Origin of the sequence: Yoonia sediminilitoris, assembly GCF_003058085.1 — a bacterium.
In the GTDB taxonomy this organism is placed as follows: domain Bacteria; phylum Pseudomonadota; class Alphaproteobacteria; order Rhodobacterales; family Rhodobacteraceae; genus Yoonia; species Yoonia sediminilitoris.
On sequence record NZ_QBUD01000001.1, the window covers coordinates 626,471 to 651,437 of the forward strand.

Annotated in this window: 26 protein-coding genes; 21 read left to right on the forward strand and 5 right to left on the reverse strand. The window is 58.6% G+C overall.

The window, feature by feature from the left end; all coding sequences use genetic code 11:
• The first annotated feature begins 52 nt into the window (after positions 1-52).
• On the forward strand, positions 53-529 hold the full coding sequence (locus C8N45_RS03130; RefSeq protein ID WP_168769384.1) for a D-galactarate dehydratase: 477 nt from the start codon (positions 53-55) through the stop codon (positions 527-529).
• 25 nt (positions 530-554) lie between these two features.
• Here the strand turns inward: C8N45_RS03130 and C8N45_RS03135 are convergent, their stop codons facing one another.
• Complete coding sequence (locus tag C8N45_RS03135; RefSeq protein WP_168769385.1) at positions 555-1,034, reverse strand: GIY-YIG nuclease family protein; 480 nt, start codon at positions 1,032-1,034, stop codon at positions 555-557.
• Between the two features lie 232 nt (positions 1,035-1,266).
• The gene (locus tag C8N45_RS03140) at positions 1,267-1,965 is read right to left on the reverse strand and encodes an RraA family protein (protein WP_108385134.1); all 699 of its coding nucleotides are present in this window, start codon (positions 1,963-1,965) and stop codon (positions 1,267-1,269) included.
• Positions 1,966-2,087: 122 nt separating this feature from the next.
• Here C8N45_RS03140 and C8N45_RS03145 point away from each other — a divergent pair, with 122 nt between their 5' ends.
• From C8N45_RS03145 to C8N45_RS03165, 5 genes are read left to right on the forward strand one after another with little or no spacing between them, the layout of a single operon-like run.
• Entirely contained in the window at positions 2,088-2,819 is a 732-nt protein-coding gene (locus C8N45_RS03145; RefSeq protein ID WP_108384728.1) for an SDR family oxidoreductase, read from the forward strand.
• Between the two features lies 1 nt (position 2,820).
• A complete protein-coding gene (locus tag C8N45_RS03150) occupies positions 2,821-3,552 on the forward strand; it encodes an SDR family NAD(P)-dependent oxidoreductase (protein ID WP_168769402.1) in 732 nt (243 codons plus the stop codon).
• A gap of 40 nt (positions 3,553-3,592) precedes the next feature.
• The gene (locus C8N45_RS03155) at positions 3,593-4,336 is read left to right on the forward strand and encodes an SDR family oxidoreductase (protein WP_108384729.1); all 744 of its coding nucleotides are present in this window, start codon (positions 3,593-3,595) and stop codon (positions 4,334-4,336) included.
• A 16-nt stretch (positions 4,337-4,352) separates the two neighbouring features.
• A complete protein-coding gene (locus tag C8N45_RS03160; protein WP_108384730.1) occupies positions 4,353-5,201 on the forward strand; it encodes a fumarylacetoacetate hydrolase family protein in 849 nt (282 codons plus the stop codon).
• Complete coding sequence (locus C8N45_RS03165) at positions 5,201-6,163, forward strand: 2-hydroxyacid dehydrogenase (protein WP_108385136.1); 963 nt, start codon at positions 5,201-5,203, stop codon at positions 6,161-6,163. The genes C8N45_RS03160 and C8N45_RS03165 overlap by 1 nt, the downstream gene beginning before the upstream one ends.
• A gap of 2 nt (positions 6,164-6,165) precedes the next feature.
• Here C8N45_RS03165 and C8N45_RS03170 read toward each other — a convergent pair whose 3' ends face one another.
• The 3 genes from C8N45_RS03170 to glmU are packed head-to-tail and all read right to left on the reverse strand — an operon-like array spanning position 6,166 to position 10,046.
• Positions 6,166-6,852 carry a DNA alkylation repair protein gene (locus tag C8N45_RS03170; protein WP_108385137.1) on the reverse strand — a complete coding sequence of 229 codons (687 nt, stop codon included), beginning with the start codon at positions 6,850-6,852 and terminating at the stop codon, positions 6,166-6,168.
• Between the two features lie 23 nt (positions 6,853-6,875).
• Complete coding sequence (glmS, locus tag C8N45_RS03175) at positions 6,876-8,699, reverse strand: glutamine--fructose-6-phosphate transaminase (isomerizing) (RefSeq protein WP_108384731.1); 1,824 nt, start codon at positions 8,697-8,699, stop codon at positions 6,876-6,878.
• A gap of 3 nt (positions 8,700-8,702) precedes the next feature.
• Positions 8,703-10,046, reverse strand: coding sequence for a bifunctional UDP-N-acetylglucosamine diphosphorylase/glucosamine-1-phosphate N-acetyltransferase GlmU (glmU, locus tag C8N45_RS03180; protein ID WP_108384732.1), 1,344 nt, complete (start codon positions 10,044-10,046; stop codon positions 8,703-8,705).
• 116 nt (positions 10,047-10,162) lie between these two features.
• Here glmU and C8N45_RS03185 point away from each other — a divergent pair, with 116 nt between their 5' ends.
• The 15 genes from C8N45_RS03185 (at position 10,163) to C8N45_RS03255 (ending at position 24,963) form a co-directional block, all read left to right on the forward strand.
• Positions 10,163-10,825 (forward strand): HAD-IA family hydrolase, encoded by a 663-nt coding sequence (locus tag C8N45_RS03185; protein ID WP_108385138.1) that lies wholly within the window; start codon positions 10,163-10,165, stop codon positions 10,823-10,825.
• 43 nt (positions 10,826-10,868) lie between these two features.
• Positions 10,869-12,077, forward strand: a complete 1,209-nt coding sequence (locus C8N45_RS03190) for a DegT/DnrJ/EryC1/StrS family aminotransferase (protein WP_108384733.1) — start codon at positions 10,869-10,871, stop codon at positions 12,075-12,077.
• A gap of 220 nt (positions 12,078-12,297) precedes the next feature.
• Positions 12,298-13,116 carry a hypothetical protein gene (locus tag C8N45_RS03195; protein ID WP_133175927.1) on the forward strand — a complete coding sequence of 273 codons (819 nt, stop codon included), beginning with the start codon at positions 12,298-12,300 and terminating at the stop codon, positions 13,114-13,116.
• Between the two features lie 942 nt (positions 13,117-14,058).
• Positions 14,059-15,222: an isovaleryl-CoA dehydrogenase gene (locus C8N45_RS03200; RefSeq protein ID WP_108384735.1), complete on the forward strand. Its 1,164-nt coding sequence runs from the start codon at positions 14,059-14,061 to the stop codon at positions 15,220-15,222.
• A gap of 9 nt (positions 15,223-15,231) precedes the next feature.
• Positions 15,232-15,525: a hypothetical protein gene (locus tag C8N45_RS03205; protein WP_108384736.1), complete on the forward strand. Its 294-nt coding sequence runs from the start codon at positions 15,232-15,234 to the stop codon at positions 15,523-15,525.
• Positions 15,522-17,081 carry a carboxyl transferase domain-containing protein gene (locus C8N45_RS03210; protein WP_108384737.1) on the forward strand — a complete coding sequence of 520 codons (1,560 nt, stop codon included), beginning with the start codon at positions 15,522-15,524 and terminating at the stop codon, positions 17,079-17,081. Before C8N45_RS03205 ends, C8N45_RS03210 begins: the two co-directional genes overlap by 4 nt.
• Positions 17,081-18,991 carry an acetyl/propionyl/methylcrotonyl-CoA carboxylase subunit alpha gene (locus C8N45_RS03215; protein ID WP_108384738.1) on the forward strand — a complete coding sequence of 637 codons (1,911 nt, stop codon included), beginning with the start codon at positions 17,081-17,083 and terminating at the stop codon, positions 18,989-18,991. The genes C8N45_RS03210 and C8N45_RS03215 overlap by 1 nt, the downstream gene beginning before the upstream one ends.
• Positions 18,988-19,638 carry a glutathione S-transferase family protein gene (locus tag C8N45_RS03220; protein WP_108384739.1) on the forward strand — a complete coding sequence of 217 codons (651 nt, stop codon included), beginning with the start codon at positions 18,988-18,990 and terminating at the stop codon, positions 19,636-19,638. Before C8N45_RS03215 ends, C8N45_RS03220 begins: the two co-directional genes overlap by 4 nt.
• Entirely contained in the window at positions 19,635-20,504 is an 870-nt protein-coding gene (locus tag C8N45_RS03225) for a hydroxymethylglutaryl-CoA lyase (RefSeq protein ID WP_108384740.1), read from the forward strand. Before C8N45_RS03220 ends, C8N45_RS03225 begins: the two co-directional genes overlap by 4 nt.
• Positions 20,501-21,283: a crotonase/enoyl-CoA hydratase family protein gene (locus C8N45_RS03230; protein WP_108384741.1), complete on the forward strand. Its 783-nt coding sequence runs from the start codon at positions 20,501-20,503 to the stop codon at positions 21,281-21,283. The genes C8N45_RS03225 and C8N45_RS03230 overlap by 4 nt, the downstream gene beginning before the upstream one ends.
• Positions 21,284-21,353: 70 nt before the next feature.
• Positions 21,354-22,295 carry a hypothetical protein gene (locus C8N45_RS03235; RefSeq protein WP_108384742.1) on the forward strand — a complete coding sequence of 314 codons (942 nt, stop codon included), beginning with the start codon at positions 21,354-21,356 and terminating at the stop codon, positions 22,293-22,295.
• Positions 22,296-22,471: 176 nt separating this feature from the next.
• On the forward strand, positions 22,472-22,837 hold the full coding sequence (locus tag C8N45_RS03240) for an NADH-quinone oxidoreductase subunit A (protein WP_108384743.1): 366 nt from the start codon (positions 22,472-22,474) through the stop codon (positions 22,835-22,837).
• Positions 22,828-23,358, forward strand: coding sequence for a NuoB/complex I 20 kDa subunit family protein (locus C8N45_RS03245; RefSeq protein ID WP_181868893.1), 531 nt, complete (start codon positions 22,828-22,830; stop codon positions 23,356-23,358). Before C8N45_RS03240 ends, C8N45_RS03245 begins: the two co-directional genes overlap by 10 nt.
• A gap of 25 nt (positions 23,359-23,383) precedes the next feature.
• Positions 23,384-23,995, forward strand: coding sequence for an NADH-quinone oxidoreductase subunit C (locus C8N45_RS03250; RefSeq protein ID WP_108385139.1), 612 nt, complete (start codon positions 23,384-23,386; stop codon positions 23,993-23,995).
• Positions 23,995-24,963, forward strand: coding sequence for a sulfotransferase (locus C8N45_RS03255; protein ID WP_108384745.1), 969 nt, complete (start codon positions 23,995-23,997; stop codon positions 24,961-24,963). Before C8N45_RS03250 ends, C8N45_RS03255 begins: the two co-directional genes overlap by 1 nt.
• Positions 24,964-24,967: the final 4 nt, after the last annotated feature.

Here is a 24,967-nt window from a genome sequence, read left to right on the forward strand (position 1 = left end):
ACCACCCAACGGCAACTTGCATGCGCAGATTTCGCGACATACGATCACATCCATGAGAAAGCTTTTTCTGATCCTCCCCTTTGTGGCCCTTGCCGCCTGCACCTCGCCGTCGATGCAAGGCATTTTTGACACGCCCAACGCACCGGCAGAGGCCGCTCCCGCACCCACCCTTGACCCGACACCGCCACCACCACCACCACCCAGCGCGCGCACCGTCGATCAGTTCGACACGACAACGGCCGAAGACCGTCAAGAGGCGCTGGTCGTGCAGGTGTCTGCGTCGGAACAGAACCTCGGCACGACAATCGCATCGCTTGGACCACCGACCGAACCGGGGATCTGGCTGAAAACCCCCTTGGTCACCGAGTTGAAACAGGGCCGGGTGGAATATCAGGGCCAATCCATCAACCTCGAACTACGCCCTTCGGGTGGGGCAGCAGGATCAGGCAGTCAGATCAGCCTAGCCGCCATGCGCCTGATTGGTGCGCCCCTGACCAGTCTGCCGGAATTAGCGGTTTTTGCGAAATAGCAGTCTTTCAGTGCTGATTGGCGGGCTATTTTGCCTTTAACGAGGGTTTCCAGCTAGATGTCAGGCCAATCCGGGCTGGGTCATAGAGCGCGGGGTTGACCGATCTCTTTGCAAAGTTTTCGGCCGAACATGGTGTGGAATCATTCCACAAGTTGCCGTGGTGTTGCTCCATCCAATATTGTTCCGCCACAGTTGTTTCAAATTTTGTGACGTCCTTGAGTTCTTCCAGAACAAAGCGATCATATGCCCATTGATCTCTGGGAAGCGTGTCGTAGTGGTTGTAGTCCACATACCACGGCGCCCAAGTATCCAGCGTGATATGTTCCCGCCACCTTTCCCAATCCCTGTCTGCGGTGGTTTGACCCACATAGATCACTTCGCCGGATGCCCGCTCGTTGATTGAATAGATCAATGCATCTTTCCGATCCGTGCCATCCAAATTGGGATATCGCTGTGCTACGCCGCCGGCATTCGCCAGATTTGACAGCGTGGTCAGTTTGCGCACAACAGCACTTTGGTCAGCTGCCAACTGCAAGCTTGACTGGGTGAACTGTGACGGCGCGCGCGTCTGTTGGTCAGAAACCTTTTGGGGTTGCGCATGGACCCTCATCAACAAAGGCCCGTTGCGGGTTTTGGTCGTTTCCCCGTCATCGCTTCATCTCTGTCGTTTCAATCTTTTTCAGGCTAGCACGCATGTTGAATTCCATCAAATGCAAGTGCGCACTTTCGGCTGCTCGCTAATCCACAATGACCGCGCTGCCATCTTCCAGCATCTTCGCGATGGCTGACGTGTCCGCAGCACCCGCCCTTACCTTCGCTTCCAGTGCGTCCTCGACCTCTTTGATGCGGGCGAGTTGCGCGATGACCGCGTCGATTTGGGCGAAAGGCACCACCACAACACCGTTGATATCGGCCACAATGATGTCGCCGCTATTGATCGTCTGTCCGCCGACAACGGCCCCAAATCCAACACGGCCCGGCCCATAGGCGAATGGCGAATTGGGGTTCAGCCCGTTGCACCATGCAGGCAGGCCGGCCTCGACGATACCATCATAATCACGCATTGCCCCATCGGTGACGAAGCCCGCAGCGCCCTTGTTTTTCATCATATTCATAAAGATATCGCCCGCGGCGGCGCAGCTTTGGCACCCCTTCGTGGCCGCAACAATCATGTCGCCTTGCTGCATGATATGCATTGCACCCAAAGTGGCCAGAATTTCCTCGGGTCCGTTGTCTGCGACCAGCGCCACCCCCACGGCAGAGGCAGGCAATTCCCCGCCGCCACCGACCGGGCCAATAACCGTATCAAGGCCGCCTGTGCCATCCATGGCGTCACAGACAAAGCCGGTCTGAAGGCCGCGAAACGCGTCAACCTGTGCAGGCGTAGGCCGCGGAAAGTTCTGACGGATGGTCAGTTTGGTGGGTTCTTCGATCAAGCGATGGCTCCATTCAAGGGATGGCGGGCGTTCCCGGAAATGCGCGGATTTGCTGCGCAATAGACTTGCGTTTGGTATACCAAATTGCAAGTTTGGGGCAAGTGGTCAGGAGGAGATAGAACATGCCGTCAATCATCATTACAGGTGCAGGCAGCGGGATCGGGCGCGCAACGGCACAGGCCTTTATTGATGCAGGCTGGCAGGTTGGTCTGGTCGGCCGGCGCGAGGCCCCCTTGACTGAGACGGCAGGTGACAGCGGCGCGCTGGTGCTGCCATGTGATGTGGCCGACGAAGACGCCGTGGATGCGGCATTCGGCAAGGCCGCACAGCATTGGGGGCAGGTGGATGCGCTGTTCAATAATGCCGGTGTCAGCTTGGGCGGGGCGCCGATTGATGAATTGTCCGTCGCCGACATTCGCCGCGTCATTGATATCAATGTCATGGGGGCGGTCATCGCCGCCCGTGCCGCATTCGGTCTGATGCGCCACCAGACACCGCAGGGCGGGCGGATCATCAATAACGGATCAATCTCGGCCTATGTGCCGCGCTGGGGGTCGACGGCCTATACCACGTCCAAACATGCGATCACCGGGTTGACGCGGACCCTGTCGCTGGACGGGCGCGCGTTCAACATTGCTTGCGGCCAGATTGACATCGGCAATGCGCTGACAGACATGGCCCGCGCCATGACCCAAGGGGTGCCGCAGGCCGACGGGTCGATGGCGGTCGAGCCGGTGATGGATGTGTCCCATGTGGCGGCGTCAGTCCTGCATATGGCCAGCCTGCCGCTGGACGCCAATGTCCAATTCATGACTGTGATGGCGACGAATATGCCATTCGTTGGCCGGGGCTGACATCGTGGAATTTCAAGGACAAACGGCCGTCATTACCGGCGCCGCCCAAGGGATAGGATTGGCGGTTGCGCGGCTGCTGGCCGAACAGGCGGTCAAAGTTGTCAGCTGGGATGTTGACCCTGAAAATGTCGCTGCGATGGCGCAGATCGGCGGAACCGCAATCACTTGTGATATCACTGATCTGGATGCCTTGCGGGCCGCCTACGAACAAACCTGTGCGCAAGTTGGAGTGCCAACTATTCTTGTGAACAGTGCAGGTATTGCCGGACCCAATGCCACGGTCGAAGATTACGACGTTGCTGAATGGCACAGGGTGATCGAAATCAATCTGACCGGCACATTCTATGTCAACAAGGTCTGCGTGCCGGGGATGAAGGCGCAGGGCTATGGGCGCATCCTGAATGTGGCATCTATTTCGGGCAAAGAGGGCAATCCGAACGCTTCCGCTTACTCGGCCTCCAAGGCGGGGGTCATCGGTCTTACCAAATCGCTGGGCAAGGAGTTGGCTGACATGGATATCGCTGTGAATTGCGTCACACCTGCGGCTGCCCGCACCCGTATATTTGATCAGATGAGTAAGGCGCATATCGACTATATGCTGTCGAAAATCCCGCGTGGCCGGTTTCTTGAGGTGCAAGAAGCCGCCCGTATGATCGTCTGGGCGGTGTCGCCGGAAAACTCATTCACGACCGGTGCGGTGTTCGACCTGTCCGGCGGCCGTGCAACATATTAGACCTTCGCGCAAGGCAAGGTCGGCAAAGAAAGGAAATACTATGGGGCGACTATCAGGAAAACGCGCGCTGGTGACAGCCGCAGGTCAGGGGATTGGCCGTGCCTCGGCCCTTGCGATGGCGGCTGAAGGTGCGCATGTCTTTGCCACCGACGTCAATGCGGACGCTTTGGCTGATTTGTCGGGTGACGGGATAACAACCCTTGTGCTGGACGCGCGTGACGATGACAGCGTGGCGGAGGGGGTTGCGACAGCCCAACCTGACGTGTTGTTCAACTGTGCGGGTTTCGTGCACCACGGCACCGTTCTGGATGCCACGGATGCGGAGTGGGACTTTGCCTTTGATCTGAACGTCCGGGCGATGTTCCGCACGATCAGGGCGGCACTGCCGGGCATGCTGGAGCGCGGGGGCGGGTCCATCGTCAATATGTCCTCGGCCTGTTCGTCGATCATCGGCGCACCCAACCGCTTTATCTATGGCACCACCAAGGCGGCCGTGATTGGCCTGACGAAATCGGTCGCAGTGGATTACATCACCAAGGGCATTCGGTGTAACTGCATTTGCCCCGGCACGGTAGAAAGCCCAAGCTGGCACGACCGCGTCAAGGCGCTGGGCGAGGAATTGGGGTCGTACGAAGAAGCACACAAACAATTTGTCGCGCGCCAGCCGATGGGCCGGGTTGCGACGGCCGAAGAAATTGCCGCGTTGGTCGTGTATCTGTCCAGCGACGAATCTGCATTTACGACCGGACAGCCGCACGTCATCGACGGCGGCTGGTCCGGCTGACTTAGGGGAGAAGAACATGAAATTGCTGCGATATGGTGAAACGGGTTCCGAAAAGCCCGGCATGCTGGACGCTGACGGCAATCTGCGCGACCTTTCAGGCATTGTGGATGACATTTCGGGTGATGTGCTGTCTGACGCAGGGCTGGACAAGCTGCGCGCGGTTGATCCGGCGAGCCTGCCTTTGGTGGAAGGCAATCCGCGCCTTGGCCCTTGCGTCGGGGGCATCGGCAAATTCTGCTGCATCGGTCTGAACTACTCCGACCATGCCGCTGAAACCGGTGCCAAGATCCCCGACCATCCGATTCTCTTTATGAAAGCGAATTCCGCCATCGTAGGCCCTAATGACACGGTGATGATGCCGCGCGGATCAACCAACACCGATTGGGAGGTTGAACTGGGCGTCGTCATAGGTACTGCCGCCAAATATGTCAGTGCCGAAAACGCGCTTGACCATGTGGCGGGCTACTGCGTGATCAACGACGTGTCCGAACGGCATTTCCAGACCCAGCTGTCCGGCAACTGGACCAAGGGCAAAAGCTGCGACACCTTTGGCCCTACCGGCCCTTGGCTGGTCACGCGGGACGAGGTTGCAGACCCGCAAAAGCTGGCGATGCATCTGGATGTGAACGGCAAGCGGATGCAGACAGGCAATACCAACACGATGATTTTCACCGTCGCGCAGATCATCGAACATCTGTCAGGGCTGTTCACCCTGCAGCCCGGAGACGTGATCTCGACCGGAACACCGCCGGGCGTTGGCATGGGGATGAAACCAAACCCCGTCTATCTGAAAAAGGGTGACGTGATGGAACTGTCGATTGAAGGCCTTGGCCAGCAACGCCAGACAGTCGGGCAGGACGCATGATGGCAGATAAACCCAACCTTCTGGTGATTGGTGGTGCCATGTCTGCGCCGATGCGCGACGCATTGGCAGAGGTTTTCACGATCCACAAACTGTTCGACCAGGACGACCAACAGGCATGGCTGACCGCCAACGGTGCCGACATGCCGTCCGTGCTGACTGATGGCCACTGGGGTGTGCGGCCCGAGATCATGAAACACTTGCCAAACGTCAAGATGATTTCTTGCTACGGTGTCGGCTATGACAATATCGACGCGGCCGATTGTGCCGCGCGCGGTATCATGGTGACGCACACGCCCAACGTTCTGAACGCCGAAGTGGCCAATACGGCCCTTCTGTTATGGCTTGCCACCAGCCGACGTCTGGTGCGTGATGATCGCTTCGTGCGCAGTGGCGGATGGCTGAAAGGCTCCGCCCCGCTGACCCATTCGGTTGATGATCGCAAAGTCGGTATTCTGGGTCTTGGCCGGATCGGCGAGGAATTGGCGCGGCGGCTGGCAGTTTTCAATGCCGATATCAGCTACCACACCCGCAACAAGAAACCTGAGTCACCTTATCGCTACTACCCGTCGCTGGTCGATCTGGCGCGTGACGTTGAGGTGCTGTTCTGCATCACACCCGGCGGTGCGACGACCCATCATCTGGTCAACCGCGAAGTCATGGATGCGCTGGGCCCCGATGGCACCCTGATCAACGTGGGACGTGGTCCGGTCGTGGATGAGGCTGAAATGGTCAAGGCCCTGCAGGACGGCCGCCTTGGCAACGCCGGACTGGATGTCTTTGAAGAAGAACCAAAGGTGCCAGAGGCATTGTTCGACATGGATCAGGTGACGCTGTTGCCACATGTCGGCAGTGCCACGATCGAGACGCGCAAGGCGATGGGTGATCTGGCGGTCAACAACCTGCTGCAATTCCAGCGCGAGGGCACCGTGATCAGCCCCGTGCCGGAGTGTCAGGAAAGCTGAGGTCAGAGCGGGGACAGCTTGCGCCCCGCTTCCTTGACCGCAAAGGGCTTCATCTGGTCGGCGTGTGCACCGAGAAAGGCGCGCACGCGGTCCGGGTCATGCTTGGACAGGTCGCGCAGCCACCACCCCACGGCCTTCTGGATAAACCAGTCATGATCCGTCACATATCCGGCGGCCCACCCCAGAATGCGGTCGCGGGCGGCCAGTTCTTCTGGTTTGGGGTTGTTCTGCTTGGTCCAGGGCAGGGTCATTACAAGGGCGGCGCGCCTGGTCCACATGTGGTCCGATGTCGTCCATGTCTCAACTGTGTCCAGACGGGTAGGGTCCGCAACCAATCGCTTCTGCCCGGCGATGCTGGCATGGTCGGCAATGGCCCATGCATCGAAACTGGGCACCCATTCACAAATCAAATCCCATGCGCCACTGTCATCGGGTCTGATCCTGGCCTGGGTCAGCAGTTTTGCAGCGGCGATGCGCCCTTCGTGAATGTTGCTTTTCCAAAGGCCCCGCGCCAAGGCAAGGCGCTGGTCAAGATCGACCGCAGCGCGCCAGTCTTTCACCAACGCGTCAATTGCCGGATTGGCAACGCCCAGATAGGGGCGGTCAACCTTGTGGTAGCGGTGCATTTCGGCCGCCTTGGCCGGATCACCGAGCGCGCGCAGGGCTGCAATCGCCTTGGCTGGCGTCATGGGCTGCTTTTTGTCATCGGTCATTATTCGACCGTCACGGACTTGGCGAGGTTACGGGGCTGATCCACATCCGTGCCCTTTGCGATGGCCGTATGATAGGCCAGCAATTGCGCGGGCACCGCATAAAGAATGGGGGCGAGGAACGGGTCAATCTGGGGCATGATGAGCGTGTCCCAGACCCCTTCGCCCGCGATCTTGGCACCCTGCTGATCGGTGATCAACAATACCTTGCCGCCGCGCGCCATGACTTCCTGCATGTTCGAGATTGTCTTGTCGAACAGCGCATCGGTGGGGGCCATGACAATGACAGGCACATGTTGATCGACCAGCGCGATAGGGCCATGCTTCAGTTCGCCAGATGCATAAGCTTCGGCGTGTATATAGCTGATTTCTTTAAGTTTTAACGCCCCCTCATGGGCAAGGGGATACATCGCGCCACGGCCCAGAAACAGGATATCGCGGGCCTCGGCCAGTTTCGCGGCGATCTGGCTGGAGCGTTCCTCGATCCCCAAGGCGAGGTTCAGAATACCGGGCAAGGCCCGCAGGTTCGACAGTTTATCCGCCAGTTCGGTGCTGCTAATTTTCCCGCGCTCATGGGCGGCCTTGAGGGCCAGAATGGCGAGGGTTGTCAATTGGCAGGTAAAGGCCTTGGTCGAGGCCACGCCAATCTCTGTCCCGGCCAGAATGGGCAGCGGCAAATCGCTTTCGCGCGCGATTGAACTTTCGGGGACATTCACGACGGAAACGATCTTGGCGGCTTTGCCTTCCATGTAGCGCAGGGCTGCAAGTGTATCGGCTGTCTCACCCGATTGGCTGACGAACAGGGCAACCGTGCCCGGTGTGACGGGCGGTTCGCGGTAGCGGAACTCAGAGGCGACATCGACCTCGACCGGCAAGCCCGCGATTTGCTCAAACCAGTATTTGGCCACCATACAGGCCAGATAAGCGGTGCCGCAGGCGACCATTGTGAGCCGCTCGACCTTGGCGAAATCAAGACCGGGGTCGGGCAGGGTCACATTGGTGCCCTCGGCATTGATGTAGTGAGCCAGTGCGCCCTGTAGAACAGTGGGCTGCTCGGCGATTTCCTTGGCCATGAAATGTTTATAGCCACCCTTGTCGACATGGGCGGTATCAATCGCAATCGTGCGCACGTCGCGGTTTGCGATTTGTCCCGCCGCATCGCGAATTTCAACGGAATTGCGGGTGATAACAGCCCAGTCGCCTTCCTCAAGATAGCAGATCTTGTCGGTCATGGGGGCCAGCGCAATGGCGTCAGACCCAACGAACATTTCGCCGTCGCCATGGCCAATGGCAAGGGGCGATCCCTTGCGCGCAGCAATCAGCAGGTCGTCGTGGCCGTCAAACAGAAAGCAAAGGGCATAGGCCCCTTCAAGCCGAGCGATCGTCTGTTCGGCGGCATCGCGCGGTGAAAGCCCCTGATCAAGGTAGTAGTTGGCCAGAAGGGCCACGGTTTCGGTATCCGTATCAGTTTCAAAAGGGACGCCGTTGGCGGCCAGAAATTCGCGCAGTTCGCGGAAATTTTCGATAATCCCGTTATGCACAACAGCCACGCCGCCCGCCTTATGGGGATGGGCGTTGCCTGTATTGGGTGCACCGTGCGTGGCCCAGCGGGTGTGGCCAATGCCGGATTTCCCCGCCAGTGGCTCATGCACCAGCAGATCGGACAGGTTGACCAGCTTGCCCACCGCGCGCCGCCGGTCGAGTTTCAGGTCATTGACCGTGGCAATGCCGGCACTGTCGTAGCCGCGATATTCCAGCCGCTTGAGCGCCTCAACCAGAATGGGGGCGGCTTCGTGATCGCCCAAGACACCAACAATTCCACACATAAATCAGTTTCCCTTTGCCTTTTTGGCACGCAATTTCTCAAATAATTTCACGGCAAGACTTGCCTTATTCTCTTGTGGGGCGCGTCCGATGGCCAAATCGCCATCAGGCACTTCGCGGGTGACGACGGTCCCGCTGGCCGTCATGGCCTCATGGCCGACACGCACTGGCGCGACCAGCATTGTGTTCGAGCCGATAAAGGCATCTGACCCGATCACCGTTTGATGTTTGAAAACCCCATCGTAGTTGCAGGTGATCGTGCCTGCTCCGATATTGGACCGGGCGCCGACCTGTGCATCGCCGATATAGGACAGGTGGTTCACCTTTGCCCCTTCAGCGATCTGGGCGTTTTTTACCTCAACGAAATTCCCGATTTTCACATCTTCGGATAGTTCGGCACCGGGGCGCAGGCGGGCGTAGGGGCCAATGACCCCACCGCGCGCCACGTGGCATCCTTCAAGGTGGGAAAAGGCCCGGATGGTGGCGCCGCTTTCAACCGTCACGCCGGGTCCAAAAACCACATTGGGTTCGATGATCGTATCGCGCCCGATCACGGTATCATGGGCGAAATAGACGGTTTCAGGCGCGGACAGGGTGACGCCATTTTCCATCGCCTCGGCGCGTGCCTTGGCCTGAAACTGCGCCTCTGCCTGGGCCAGTTGCGCACGCGAGTTGACGCCAAGCGTTTCAGCCTCGTCGCAGCGCACGACGGTCGCGCTCAGGCCGTTGTTGCGCGCGATGCCGATGATATCGGTCAGGTAGTACTCACCCGCCGCGTTGTTATTGTCGACAGCATCAATCAGCGCAAAAAGCGACCGGGCGTTCGCCGCGATAACACCACTATTACAAAGCGTTACGGCACGTTCATCTTCGGTCGCATCCTTGAACTCAACGATCCGGTCAAGCTGGTCATCTTTCATGATCAGGCGGCCATAACGCCCCGGATCGGCGGCTTCAAACCCCAACACAACAATATCATGGGTCAGGCGAGCCGCACTCATCGCGGCGAGCGTTTCGGGGCTTATAAACGGCGTGTCTGCATAAAGGACGATGGCGTCGCCATCGAAGCCGTCCAGGGCGCTACGCGCCTGTGCCACGGCATGAGCGGTGCCAAGCTGTTCGGCTTGCAGTGCGATCATAGCGTCAGCGTCATAGGCCTTGGCGGCCTTTTCAACCGCTACTGCCCCGTGACCGGCCACGATGATCGTATGGTCGGGGTTCAGGGCACCACCGGATTTCATCGCATGCACCAGCATTGGCGCGCCTGCGATCTGGTGCAGCACCTTTGGCAGGTCCGAATTCATGCGCGTGCCCATGCCTGCGCCAAGGATGATCAGTGCCGTGTCCATTGCTGCCCCGTGTTTTGCTGTTCCGCGTTCTACCCATGTTTGCAATTATCACAAGGGCAGGGGCTTCACATCACCTTACGCTTCGTTACAGAAAGGGGGCGGACAAAGGAGCAATCATGCGCACAGTTATCTTCGATCTTGACGGCACGCTGGCCGATACCAGCGGCGATCTGGTGGCGGCGGCCAATCATTGCTTTCGCGGGCTGGGCCTCGGCGATCTGTTGGATGCGCAGCGTGATGCCGCAACAGCCTTGCGCGGCGGGCGCGCCATGCTGCGACTCGGGTTTTCGCGCGTTACCGGATTTGAAGAAGACGAGGTTGATCGCCAGTACCCCGTTTTGCTGGCCGCCTATGCCGAGGACATTCACACACATACCACGCTTTACCCCGGTGCGATGGACGCGGTCGAGCAACTGCGGTCGAATGGCTACGCTGTGGGAATTGCGACCAACAAGCCGGAAGGGCTGGCCGAGGCGTTAATGACAAGCCTTGGCGTGCGCGACGTTTTCGGGTCGCTGATCGGGGCGGATACGCTGCCTGTGCGCAAGCCCGACCCGGAACATCATTTCGAGGCGGTGCGCCGCGCGGGTGGCGACCCACAACGCTCGCTTTTGGTGGGTGATACCGCCACCGACCGCGATACATCGCGCAACGCAGGGGTCCCGTCTGTCCTTGTCACCTTTGGCCCCGGTCGCGATGATGTGCTTGCCCTTGATCCCGAAGCCACGATCAACCACTACACAGAGCTTGGCCCCGTTGTAACACGTCTGATAGGCTGAATTTCCTATTGACCGCGCCTGCTGTGCGCCACAGAGTTCCACAATGACAGAAAATTTCACCGGCAGTTTCACCCAGCAAGAACCGATCCCCGATGCCGCCATTGCAGCAGCAAATGCGGTGATGCGGCATGGTCGTTTGCATCGCTATAACACCGTGAATGGCGAGGTGGCCGAGGCCGCGCTTTTGGAAGAAGAATTCGCCGCATCTGTCGGCGCGAAATATTGTCTGGCCGTTGCGTCGGGTGGCTATGCGATGACGACGGCCTTGCGCGCCTGTGGCGTGGGGCATGGTGACGCCGTGCTGACCAATGCCTTTACGCTGGCCCCGGTGCCCGGCGCCATTGCGGCAGTCGGCGCGACCCCGGTGTTTGTGGGGGTCACGCCCGATCTGGTGATTGATCTGGATGATCTGGCCGCCAAGCTGGATCAGGCAAACGTGCTGCTGCTTAGCCACATGCGCGGCCATATCTGCGATATGGACCGGCTGATGGCCTTGTGCGAGGGGTCAGGCGTGACCGTGATCGAGGATTGCGCGCACACTATGGGCGCTGCGTGGGATGGCGTGCCCAGCGGGCGCTGGGGCAGGTTCGGTTGTTATTCCACCCAGACCTATAAGCATGTGAACTCTGGCGAAGGTGGCCTGCTCGTCAGCGACGATACCGAAGGGATGGCCCGCGCTATCATGCTGTCGGGCAGCTATATGCTGTTTGACCGGCACCGCGCCGCCCCCCCGCCCGAGACATTCGCGCAACTGAAATACGAGACCCCGAATATTTCCGGCCGGATGGACAATCTGCGGGCCGCGATCCTGCGCCCGCAATTGCGCGACCTGAAAACCCAATGCGCGCGCTGGAACGCGCTGTATCATGCGGTCGAGGACGGCCTGCGCGATGTGCCGGGGCTTTCGTTGATTGCGCGCCCAGACAAAGAACAATTCGTTGCCTCGTCATTTCAATTCCTCTTGCTGGATTGGTCACCCACGGCGGTTGCCGATGTGATCGCCCGTTGCCATGCGCGCGGGGTCGAGCTGAAATGGTTCGGGGGCGCGGAACCGAGCGGGTTCACGTCACGCTACGACAGTTGGCGCTATGCCCCGTCAGAGCGCATGCCCGCGTCAGATCGGGTGCTGGCCGGTGTCATCGACATGCGCTTGCCTTTGACATTCAGTCTGGATGACTGCGCCCAAATCGGGCGGATTATTCGAGCTGAGGTGGGCGCAGTGTTTCAGGGTGCGACGGCCGTGGCCACCTGACGCCTCAGACCCCGGGCGGGTACGGTCGGCGCAACTGCAAGAGCTTCAACAAAACAAGCACGCCCAACGGCGGCGCTTGAGAGGGCCGTGACAAAAATCAATTCGAATCGGCACAGAGTCGTGCAGGCTAGGGACATGTACCAATGACATCGTCAAACCGCTTTGCGACGAAGCCGGAAAGATGGTTGCCAGCAAAGCCCTATTGCAGGAGAAATCAGCCTTGCCCCTCTCTATACTGGATGCTTTGACAAGCGGCTTGCCGGGTTTCACATGGCCGAAATCGGTCGCGCTTGCGCTGCCGCTTTTGATGACACCCGTCTTTGTTGACAGGGCAGAGGCCGTGCCGATCCGGTTTGGCGTGGCGTCAATCTTTGACACACGCGGCAGTGGGAACGCCACCATTCGATTTCTTGATGGCACAACGATCATTGACCCTTTTGCCATCGTCGAACTGGACGTTGGTGACGGGATTCAGGTGGACATTGCAGCGAATTCGCTGGTCGATATTGAGTATGATTTCCCCGGTGTCACCCGAAGCGACAGTGACTCTGCGCGTTCGCAAGTGCTCTTGCTCTCCCTGAACGATAACTATCGCGTAAGCTATGAATTGGATTTCTTCAGCGAAGTCAGGGGGTTTGTTGACGTCGATGGCGGCACTTCGCGACCCAACGGATCGTTCGCCGCATCAAGTGACCTGCTCCTGAATGACCGGTCGGTCTTTCTGCCCGAAACACTGGACATTTTACAAGGCCAGACCGGCAATGGTCGCAGGTCCGATATCGATACGATTGAAGAGATACGCACATACCCGCGGTTTCCGCGGCAGGATTTCTTCTTGGATGCCAGTGTCGCGACATCCGCTTATGGCGACGCCCCGACTTTCCGCGATGATGTCCTTGCATCCAGCAACGCCCGCCTGTCCTACGAGATTCGCGTGACTGCGATAGAACCCATTCCGTTGCCCGCTGGGCTATTGCTCTTGCCTACGGCATTGCTAATGCTTGCAATAGGGCGCCGCAAACGGCGAATTGCACTCTGACCCGTAAGCATGTGAAGTCTGGCAAAGGTGGTCTGCTGGTCAGTGTCGTAAACCGATTCCCGAAGTGCAAGCTGGAATGCAGCAGAGTTATTCGCCGTTGAAGTCACATCAGAGCCGTAGTTTGCGTTGAAGACAGAAGCGATGCGCGACAGACCCGCATCACCCAGCAAAACGCCACCGTTACTAAAGGCTGTTTCTGTCGTCTCGTATGCATGTGTACCTGTTGTTCCCAAATACGGCGCAATATCAAGACACCATGCAACGAAATCGCCAAACCCGCCCGGCGTGCTGTCGGTCATACTAAGCCGCCAGAAAGCACACGCGTTTGACCGCCAGCCACTGTCACCGGTGCTGCGTCGATCGCAACTGCGCGGTAGCCTGCAGCAGACCCTTCGTAAACAAAATTAAGTGTTGCAGCAGACGCGCTTTGCGCGCATGTCAAGAAAATCGGCAGCAAGTGCAAGTTTAATTTTCATAACTTGAAAAACCTAAACCGATAGAAATTCGTTTACGTATTATCTTTTATTAACATGATGTTAATGCCAAAAAAGCCACAAAAACTTTTGGGCCATTCTAAAATAGGCTTGGGATCGCCAAGCTGTTTCGCTTCTGGCAGCAGTCTTGGCTTTGGTCGATCATAATGCCGAAAAACACGCTTTAATTGCTGCGTGCAAATGTGTTTTCGGGTTGCCTATGGCAGGTTTTATTTGGGCGAAAAGTCTGCGAATGCAAACTTATCAATTGAAAGCGACTCTGGCAGTCAATTGGGCACGGGGCAAAAATGGGCTGCGCCTGTGATACAAATGCGACCGGCATCAGCCGAAGGCTGTCATTTGAAGAGAGCCGGTATTGGATGCTATGTCTTGCGTCGCAAGTGAGTTGACAGACGCGCAGACCTCATCCTACAAATGAACACCTGTTCAATTAATGCGGAGCTGTGCGATGTTTCACGCCTCAATGGTGTTCGATCTGGGTGAGGATGTGAACGCGCTGCGCGATATGGTCCACGCATGGGCGCAGGACCGGGTCAAGCCGATGGCCACCGATATTGACAAATCCAACATGTTTCCGCCCGAACTCTGGCCAGAGATGGGCGAACTTGGCTTGCTGGGTGTCACCGTGGACGAGGCTTACGGCGGCGCGGGCATGTCCTATCTCGCCCATACGGTCGCGATTGAGGAAATTGCGCGAGCGAGCGCTTCGGTCTCACTCTCATACGGTGCCCATTCAAACCTTTGCGTCAATCAGATCAAATTGAACGGAACCGACGAACAGAAGGCCAAATACCTGCCGCGTCTGATCTCGGGGGCGCATGTGGGCGCGTTGGCGATGTCGGAAGCCGGGGCCGGTTCCGATGTTGTGTCCATGTCGTTGCGGGCTGAAAAGCGCAACGATCACTACCGCCTGTCCGGCAACAAATACTGGATCACCAACGGCCCCGATGCCGATACGCTTGTGGTCTATGCCAAGACGGACCCCGATGCGGGGTCCAAGGGGATCACGGCCTTTCTGATCGAAAAGGAAATGACCGGTTTCAGCACTTCGCCACATTTCGACAAGCTGGGCATGCGCGGGTCAAACACGTCCGAACTGATCTTTGACGATGTGCAGGTGCCATTCGAAAATGTGCTGGGGGAAGAGGGCAAAGGCGTGCGCGTCCTGATGTCCGGCCTTGACTATGAACGGGTGGTTTTGGCGGGCATCGGCCTTGGCATCATGGCCGCCTGTCTGGACGAGGTCATGCCCTACATCAGTACCCGCAAACAGTTCGGAGAACCCGTTGGCAATTTCCAACTGATGCAGGGCAAGATCGCCGATATGTATACGGCAATGAATTCTGCCCGCGCCTATGTCTACGAAGTGGCCCGCGCCTGTGATCGCGGCACCGTCACGCGGCAGGATGCGGCCGCCTGTTGTCTTTATGCTTCCGAAGAGGCGATGAAGCAGGCCCACCAAGCCGTGCAGGCCATGGGCGGCGCGGGCTTCCTGAATGACGCACCCGTCGCCCGTCTGTTTCGCGATGCAAAGCTGATGGAGATCGGGGCGGGCACATCCGAAATTCGCCGCATGCTGGTCGGACGTGAATTGATGGGGGCAATGGGGTAGTGTGGGGCAATGAACCGGAAAGCCTATTTCCTGCCATTTGCGGCGCTCACCATTTTTGTGGCCTACCTGGGCTTGCGGATTGGTGATGTGCCCACCGAAACCGAAATCATCAACCGCTATGCTGCGGCCTATCTTGAAACCGCAGGTGATGGAGCGCGGCCCACTGACTGCGCGGCGACCCCGCATCCTGACCCGGCTATTCGCATGATTATCGCCTGCACCCACCCCAGCGGCGTGCTGACCACCTATTACGCCGGCCCCCGTGGCGAGTCCGTGCCGCAACCCGAAGGACCCTCCGCATGACCCGTGACGCACATGAAGCGGCTCTGGCCGAAGTGGCTGCCGCGGCACAGCAGGCTGCCCTTGGCGGAGGAGAGAAATCCCGCGACCGTCATCTGGGCCGGGGCAAGATGCTGCCCCGCGACCGGGTGGCCAATCTGCTTGACCCGGGATCGCCCTTTCTGGAGGTCGGCGCCACTGCCGCCCATGGCATGTATGACGGGGCCGCCCCCTGTGCGGGCGTGATCGCTGGTGTGGGGCAGGTCAATGGTGTGGAGGTGATGGTCGTCTGCAATGACGCCACCGTCAAAGGCGGCACCTACTATCCGATGACCGTCAAAAAACATCTGCGCGCGCAGGAAATTGCAGAGGCTTGCAATCTGCCCTGTATCTATCTGGTCGACAGCGGCGGTGCGAACTTGCCCAACCAGGATGAGGTTTTCCCTGACCGCGACCATTTTGGGCGTATATTCTATAATCAGGCGCAGATGTCCGCGAAGGGCATTCCGCAGATCGCCGTGGTCATGGGGTCCTGCACCGCAGGTGGGGCTTATGTGCCTGCGATGGCCGATGTGTCTATTATCGTGAAAGCGCAAGGCACGATCTTTCTGGCGGGGCCACCATTGGTCAAAGCCGCCACAGGCGAGGTGGTCAGCGCAGAGGATTTGGGCGGCGGCGATGTACATACACGCCTGTCCGGTGTTGCGGATTATCTGGCCGAGGATGATGCCCACGCACTGGCACTCGCGCGGCAGGCCGTTGCGTCCTGTGCTTTGGATAAAGCAAACCCTGTCAAGCGGTTGCCGTCTGAACCTCCGGCGCTGGATCCAGCGACCCTGTTTGATGTGATCCCCGCTGATCTGCGCACGCCCTATGACATCCGCGAGGTGATCCGCCGTATTGTCGACGGCTCGCGCTTCGATGAATTCAAGGCGCGATTTGGCGAAACGCTGGTCTGTGGCTTTGCCCATATCGATGGCTGGCCCTGCGGGATTATCGCCAACAACGGTGTGCTGTTTTCCGAGAGTGCCCAGAAGGGGGCCCACTTTGTGGAACTGTGCAGCCAGCGCAAAATCCCGTTGGTATTCCTGCAAAATATCACCGGCTTCATGGTGGGGCAGAAGTACGAAAACGAAGGGATCGCCCGGCATGGGGCAAAAATGGTCACGGCGGTGGCCACCACCAAGGTCCCCAAGATTACGATGGTTGTCGGCGGGTCATATGGTGCGGGCAATTATGGCATGTCAGGAAGGGCTTATAGTCCGCATTTCATGTGGTCATGGCCGACGTCGCGGATATCAGTCATGGGTGGCGAACAGGCGGCAGGTGTGCTGGCGACCGTCAAGCGAGACGCGATTGAACGCAGCGGCGGTACTTGGTCAGCCGAGGAGGAAGCCGCCTTTAAGAAACCAACGACCGACATGTTCGCCGAACAATCCCACCCGCTTTATGCCAGCGCCCGGCTTTGGGATGACGGGGTGATCGACCCGCGCAAAAGCCGCGAAGTGCTGGCGCTGTCTCTTTCAGCCGCCCTGAATGCACCAATAGAGGACACGCGCTTTGGCGTGTTTCGGATGTGATGTTTGACAAGATCCTGATCGCCAACAGGGGCGAGATTGCCTGCCGTATCATCAAGACGGCCCGCGCAATGGGTGTGCGGACAGTCGCTGTTTATTCCGACGCAGACGCGCAGGCGCTTCATGTGGCGCAAGCGGACGAGGTCGTGCGCCTTGGCCCTGCGCCTGTGGCAGATAGTTACTTGCGGGGTGATCTGATCGTGCAAGCTGCGCGCGACACTGGCGCGCAGGCAATCCATCCCGGTTACGGATTTCTGTCCGAAAATCCTGAATTTGTGGATCTGGTGACGGACGCTGGATTGGTCTTTATCGGCCCCTCGGCCAAGGCAATCCGCGCAATGGGGCTGAAGGACGCGGCCAAGGCACTGATGGCAGATGCAGGCGTGCCTGTCGTTCAGGGGTATCACGGGTCGCAACAGGACCCCGCTTTTTTAGCTAAAAAAGCGGCTGAGATCGGTTATCCCGTGTTGATAAAAGCCGTCGCCGGTGGCGGCGGCAAGGGCATGCGACTGGTCGAGGGGGCCCCAGATTTTCTAGAAAATCTGGCCAGCGCCCAGTCCGAAGCGCGGTCTGCTTTTGGCAACGCCGACGTTCTGATTGAGAAATACATCACGTCGCCCCGCCATATCGAAGTGCAGGTCTTTGGTGATGGTGTGGATGCGGTGCATTTGTTCGAACGCGACTGTTCGCTGCAAAGACGCCATCAGAAGGTGATCGAGGAAGCGCCGGCGCCGGGCATGACCGATGCGGTCAGGCAGGCGATGGGCGATGCGGCCGTTACGGCGGCCAAGGCCATCGGGTACGCCGGGGCCGGCACGATTGAATTCATCGTGGATGGGTCAAACGGGCTGCGCACGGATGGCTTCTGGTTCATGGAAATGAATACACGCTTGCAGGTCGAACACCCTGTCACCGAAGCGATCACCGGCGTTGATCTGGTGGAATGGCAATTGCGCGTCGCGGCAGGCGAGCCATTGCCCCTGTCGCAGGCTGACCTGACGATCAGCGGCCACGCCTTTGAGGCCCGGTTATATGCCGAGGACGTGCCAGCCGGGTTCCTGCCCGCCACAGGCCGCCTTGATCACCTGCAGTTTCCTGAAAATGCGCGGATCGACACCGGGGTGATGACGGGGGATGAGATTTCACCGTGGTACGATCCGATGATTGCCAAGATCACAACACATGGGCCGGATCGTCCGACGGCATTGCGCAGGTTGCATGCCGCACTGGATGCGACCCAAGTGGCCGGCACGGTGACCAACCTTGGTTTTTTGCGGCGTCTCGCACGGTACAGGGGCTTCAATGACGGCGATGTTGATACGGGCCTGATCACGCGCAACAGTGACAGCCTTTGCCGGACACCCATGCCGGACAACAGAACCGTTGCGGTTGCTGCCGTAGAGGCCGCAAGGATTGCTCCCGGCGCCCTGACCGGCTTTTCGCTTTGGGCGCCATTGTGCCATGATATCATGCTGGCTCAAGGCGACGACATCCACTGCGTCCGTTTGACCTTTCAGGGTCCCGACACTGTACTTGCAGCCATTGCGGGTGATCAACTGATGTTACGTCGCACGGCTGATCATTGGGGGGTGCCCGCGTTGCGCCATGGCGCGCAGGTCACCGTGTTCGGGGCTGAAACACACAGCTTTGACCTGATTGATCCGCTGGAACGTGCATCCGATGCGCAGGGCGGTGACAGTGTCATGTCGCCAATGCCGGGACTGGTTCGTGCCGTTTCGGTCGCAATGGGGCAGGTCGTCAGCGCAGGTGAGCGTCTGGTTGTTTTGGAGGCGATGAAGATGGAACATGTCCTTTGCGCGCCGCGCGACGGAACGGTGGCGTCGGTCGCCGTTGCCGCAGGTGATCAGGTGACTGCCGGAATGATGCTGGTGGCGCTGGAGGACGCAACATGATCCGCCTGCATCACTGTCCGCAAACCCGGTCAATGCGCAGCCTGTGGTTGCTGCATGAACTGGGCGTTGATTTCGACCTTGTGGAATATCCGTTTGACAAGACCCTGCGCGAAGAACCCTATGCCTCGCTGAACCCGACAGGGCGGGTGCCGACACTCGAAATTGATGGCGACATCCTGACCGAAAGCGGCGCCATTGCCGAATTTCTGTGTGAGCGGTTTTCAGATGCGGGCTTGGGGCGTGCGCCGGGTGAAGCCGGTCGCGCTGTCTGGCTGAACTGGATTCACTTTGCCGAAACCATCAGCCAGCATTGCGCGACCCTCACGCAGCAACATGTGGCCCTGCGCGATGATGCCATGCGCTCACCCATACTGATGCAGCTTGAAGCCAAGCGTTTGGCGCGCACGCTGGCGACCGTCGAAAAGGGCCTGACCGCCCCCTATCTGGTGGGTCACTTTTCGGCTGCGGATGTCGGTGTCGGGCAGGCGGTCTATATGGCCACCCATTTTGTGCATCTGGATACATTTCCGCGCCTGACGGACTGGTATGCCCGTCTTGCCACCCGTCCGGCATTCCAGAAGTCGCTTCCGGGTGAGACGCGGCTCTATGCCCGCGACTTTTACCCGCCGTGGGACGTGGCCACATGACCGACGGCGACAAATTCGTCCGCATTCACGAGGTTGGTCCGCGTGACGGGTTACAGAACGAGCCAAACGTGATTTCGGTGGCTGACAAGGTTGCCCTGATCGACATGCTTTCAGGCTCTGGTTTGCGCGATATCGAAGTGGGCAGTTTCGTCAGCCCCAAATGGGTGCCACAGATGGCCGACAGCGATCAGGTGTTGGCACAAATGACGCCGGCGCCCGAAGTACGCTATGCGGTTCTGGTGCCCAACATGCGCGGTTGGGAAGGATTTGTTGCTGCCCGCCAACCGGATGTGACTTACGAAGTGGCGGTGTTCATTTCGGCATCCGAGGGGTTTTCGCGCAGCAATCTCAATTGTTCGATCGCGGAGTCCGTAGAGCGTTTGCTGCCTGTCGTGCAGGCAGCCCAGGATGCAGGCATTGCGTTGCGCGGTTATATTTCATGCGTCACCGATTGCCCTTTTGACGGGCCGGTTGCGCCGGATGCCGTGGCGCAGGCTGCCTCACTGTTGCGCGCAGCGGCCCCGATGCCGTTGTCCCTTGGCGATACGATCGGCAAAGCAACACCCGACAGGGTGACGGCCATGCTGCGGGCCGTGCTGGATGTGGCACCTGTCGATGATATTGCGGGCCACTTTCACGACACTGGCGGGCAGGCCTTGGCGAATATTGCTGCGTCAATGGACATGGGCGTGCGGGCATTTGACAGTTCGGTCGCGGGACTTGGCGGCTGCCCTTATGCGCCCGGTGCTTCGGGGAATGTTGCGACCGAATCTGTTTTGGAGATGCTACACGCTCAGGGCTTTGAGACAGGCATCAACGAAGAGGTGATCGCCAAGGCGGCGGCATTTGCGCGAGGATTGCGATGATTGATCTTGATATTGACGCGCGCGGTGTCGCGACGCTGACGCTGGCCCGGCCGGAAAAGCATAACGCCTTGTCGCAGGCGCTGATTGACGGATTGCGCGATGCGGCAGCACGTATTGCAGCGGACCGTGCGATCCGTGTTGTTGTGCTGACCGGGCAGGGGGCGTCGTTTTGCGCAGGCGGTGATTTGAACTGGATGCGTGAACAAATGGCGGGTGATGCAGATGCCAAACGCAGCGCCGCCCGTGCATTGGCTGGTATGCTGGGCGCGTTGAACAGCCTGCCCCAACCTCTTATCGGCAGAGTGCAGGGCAATGCCTTTGGCGGCGGTGTCGGCATGGCCTGTGTCTGTGATGTGGCTGTCGCGGCGGACCATGTGAAATGCGGCCTGACCGAAACCAAACTGGGCCTGATCCCGGCGACCATTGGCCCCTACGTGCTGGCCCGCATGGGAGAGGCAAACGCGCGCCGCGTCTTTATGTCGAGCCGGATATTCGGGGCCGCAGAGGCCCGCGAATTGGGCATCGTGGCAAAGGTGGTGCCCGCCGATGACCTTGATTCGGCTGTCGCGGCAGAGGTGAAACCTTATCTTGACTGTGCGCCGGGGGCTGTTGCCGCAGCAAAAGCGTTTGCCAGATCACTCGGCCCGACGATAGACGAGGCAACTGTCACGCGTTCGATAAATGCCCTTATCGCGCAATGGGATAGCCCCGAAGCGACCGAGGGTCTTTCGGCTTTTTTTGAGCGGCGCAAACCCGATTGGGACAATTGTCATAAATAAATGGTCTGATTTCCGTCTCAATTCTGTCTGAATTGACGTTTTATTTGTCCCCATATGAGAGGGGAAGAGCATGTATTTTGATTGGCCGACACCTGCACAAATGATTTATCGCCTGCACCGATTGCGCCGGTTGGTACTGTTCTGTGCAATCCCGCCGGTTTGCCTGCTGCTTCTGGGCGCATATCTGGACCCGGGTTTCATGCCGGCGGATCGTGCCACCCTTGCGGCGTTGGCGGTTGTGACCCTGATTGCCGGACATGTGATCCTGTTTCCCAATGTCCCGCTTGAGACGGTCAGCCTGTCATTGACGGTAACCTTGGTGGCGTTTGTGGCACCGATGATCAAGACGCTTAGCTTCATGGCACCTGCAGAACATGCCAGCGCGGCGCTGTTATTCATGGTTGTCCTCACGGTGGCTGCGGCGGGGCTTTTGATGTTTGTGTTACAACTGATTATCGGGCTTTTGTTGATGGTGGGGCCTACGGTCAAACTGCGTATGCAAAGCGCGCTGCTTGTCGATTGCTCGCCTGCGGTTGCAATAAGCCAATTCACGCTCAAGCCGGGAAGACGGCGGGGGCGGGTCCTGACTGGACCGGCTGACTCCAACGGTTTTTTTGATGTGGCAATCCTTGCGCCACAAATCGCTGACCCTGATCGCCCGAACCAGCCACTTGTGATGCGAGTGGCGGCGAAGATGATTGATGTGCGTGACAAACAGCAGCAGACCATGCTTGTGTTGCCCAACGGGGCCGTGACCGTCACAACGGAAAGCTTTGAAGCGACCGCAGATGGTTGCCGTGTCACGATTGCGGAACTTCCGGGTGACTTCACGCTGGGCATGTATCTGATGTTTTGGCTGACCGATCAACAGATGGACAATCTGACTGAAACCGCCGACACGATCACTGGCGTACCGGCCCGCGCAAACGGGCTCGCGCATGGGGTATCCTGTCTGTCGATTGCGGCGGCGGTCCTGTCACCCCGCCAGCCCATTGCCGACCAGGCTGACTGACGCAGGTTTCCCACGCGACTTGACGCGCCTATAAGCTTTGCCGGCTAACCCGAAGATGCGACAATTTTTGCGCCAATCCTCTGGCGGCACCCGTTGACCCTGCTTGGTGCGGGGGGTAAGTGTCAGAGGAACCTTGGCAAGTACTGCTTTCTTGCCAGACAGGGAAAGGAAAACCCTTGCAGGAAATGTTGTCCGAGTATTTGCCGATCATGATCTTTCTGGGGCTCGCTATCGGGCTTGGTCTGGTCTTTATCCTTGCGGCGGCCATTTTCGCCGTGCGCAACCCTGACCCTGAAAAAGTGTCTGCCTATGAATGCGGGTTCAACGCCTTCGATGATGCGCGGATGAAATTCGATGTGCGTTTCTACCTCGTGTCGATCCTGTTCATCATTTTCGACCTTGAAGTGGCGTTTCTGTTTCCATGGGCGGTGGCCTTTGCGGACGTATCCATGGTTGCCTTCTGGTCGATGATGGTCTTTCTGGCCGTCCTGACCATCGGCTTTGCATACGAATGGAAGAAAGGGGCGCTGGAATGGGAGTGATGACAGGCACAGCCGTTGGCGCCGACAAGGAACATGGCGCTGGCCTGATTAACGAGGCGTTGCAGGACAAGGGTTTTCTTGTCACCTCGACCGCCGACATGATCAACTGGGCGCGCACCGGCAGCCTGCACTGGATGACCTTTGGTCTGGCGTGCTGTGCTGTTGAAATGATGCACACCTCCATGCCGCGTTATGATCTTGAGCGTTTCGGAACAGCGCCGCGCGCGTCCCCGCGCCAGTCGGACCTGATGATTGTTGCGGGTACGCTGACCAACAAGATGGCCCCGGCTTTGCGTAAGGTTTACGACCAGATGCCAGAGCCGCGTTATGTGATCTCTATGGGGTCCTGCGCGAATGGTGGCGGCTATTATCACTACAGTTATTCTGTTGTGCGTGGCTGCGACCGCATCGTGCCGGTTGATATCTATGTGCCCGGCTGCCCGCCAACAGCAGAGGCGCTTTTGTACGGCATTCTCCAGCTTCAGCGAAAAATGCGCCGAACCGGCACAATCGTGCGCTAGGCTGCACGTCTGAAAGGACAATATGATGACCGAAGCCCTGAAAGAACTTGGCGCCCATCTGGACATGAAGCGGACCGATTGCGTGCTGTCTTGGGACATCGCCCATGAAGAGTTGACCGTCACCGTGGCACCATCTTCACTGGTTAGCTTTGTGGAATTCCTCAAGACCGATCAGGCCTGCAAATTCTCGACCCTCGTGGATATTACAGCGGTGGATTACCCCAGCCGTGCCAAGCGGTTTGACGTGATCTATCACTTCCTGAGCATGTATCAAAACCAGCGCATCCGCCTGCGGGTAAAGGTGCGTGAAGAGGATATGCTGGACTCTATCATCTCGGTTCATCCGTCGGCCAACTGGTTTGAACGCGAAGTGTTCGATATGTTTGGTATCCTCTTCTCCGGCCACCCCGATTTGCGCCGTATCCTTACGGATTACGGTTTTCGGGGCTACCCTCTGCGCAAGGATTTCCCGACCACAGGCTATACCGAAGTTCGCTATGATGAAGTGCAAAAGCGAGTCGTCTACGAGCCTGTGAAACTGGTACAGGAATACCGGCAGTTCGACTTCATGTCGCCTTGGGAAGGGGCCGAATACATCCTGCCCGGCGACGAAAAGAAAGACGAGAAAGCAGGCTGATGACGTCGGCTGCGACGGATGCGGACAACCCGCAGACTGACGACCGCTTCCAGACCGCAAGAACGCTTTTTTTCGTGATTGGTGCGCAGAAAAGCGGGACCACATGGATGAGCAAATTCATGCATGATCATCCGCAGATCGCCGTGCCAGCCTGGAAAGAAACGAACTACTGGAACATCGCCGAAGGTTGGGCTGATGTGGACTACCGGTTGGTCGCGCACCAGTCCAAGCGTGACAGCGAGTCACCAATCTATACAAGGTTCCGAGAGATCTTTCGGCGCGAAAGTCGTGCGAAAGACAAGGCCGTGACGCGCGCTCTTGCTGCCGCACGCAACCCTGCTGCGCCGCATGGAGAATATGCTGATCTGCTCTTTTCCGATCAGGCAAAGACAGCCCAGGCCCACGGTGAGCTGTGTCCGCAATATGCCCTGTTGAAGCCCGAAACCTATCGCGAAATGTCCCAGCTTGGGCCCAATGTCAGGTTCATCTTTATCATGCGCGACCCTGTTGAGCGGTTTATCTCGGGCGTGCGCCACACCTTGCGCAAATCGCTTGGCCGCGAAAATGTGACCCAGGATGCGATTTCGAAAGGCGTCGTAGAGACATTGAATGCCCCGAAGTCACTGGCATTGCGGCGCTCTGATTACCGCCTGACAATCACCGATCTTGAACAGCATGTTCCGCAGTCGCACATCGCCTACTTCTTTTACGAGACGTTTTTTGATCAAAACGAAGTGCAGCGGCTTTGCACTTTTCTGGGGGTCGATCATGTCACGGCGGATGTGGGCCGACAGGTCCACAAGGGCGCTGGTAGCGAAGCGAAAGTCACGCAGGCTGACAAGGCGCGCATCGCAGGCCATCTGTCAGAGGTCTATCCTTTTATGCGCGAGCGGTTCGGCGACCGGATCCCCGAAAAGTGGCATGCTTCAGAGGCATTGATAGCGGAGGGCGCGCGCGCTGCCGGGTGATCCA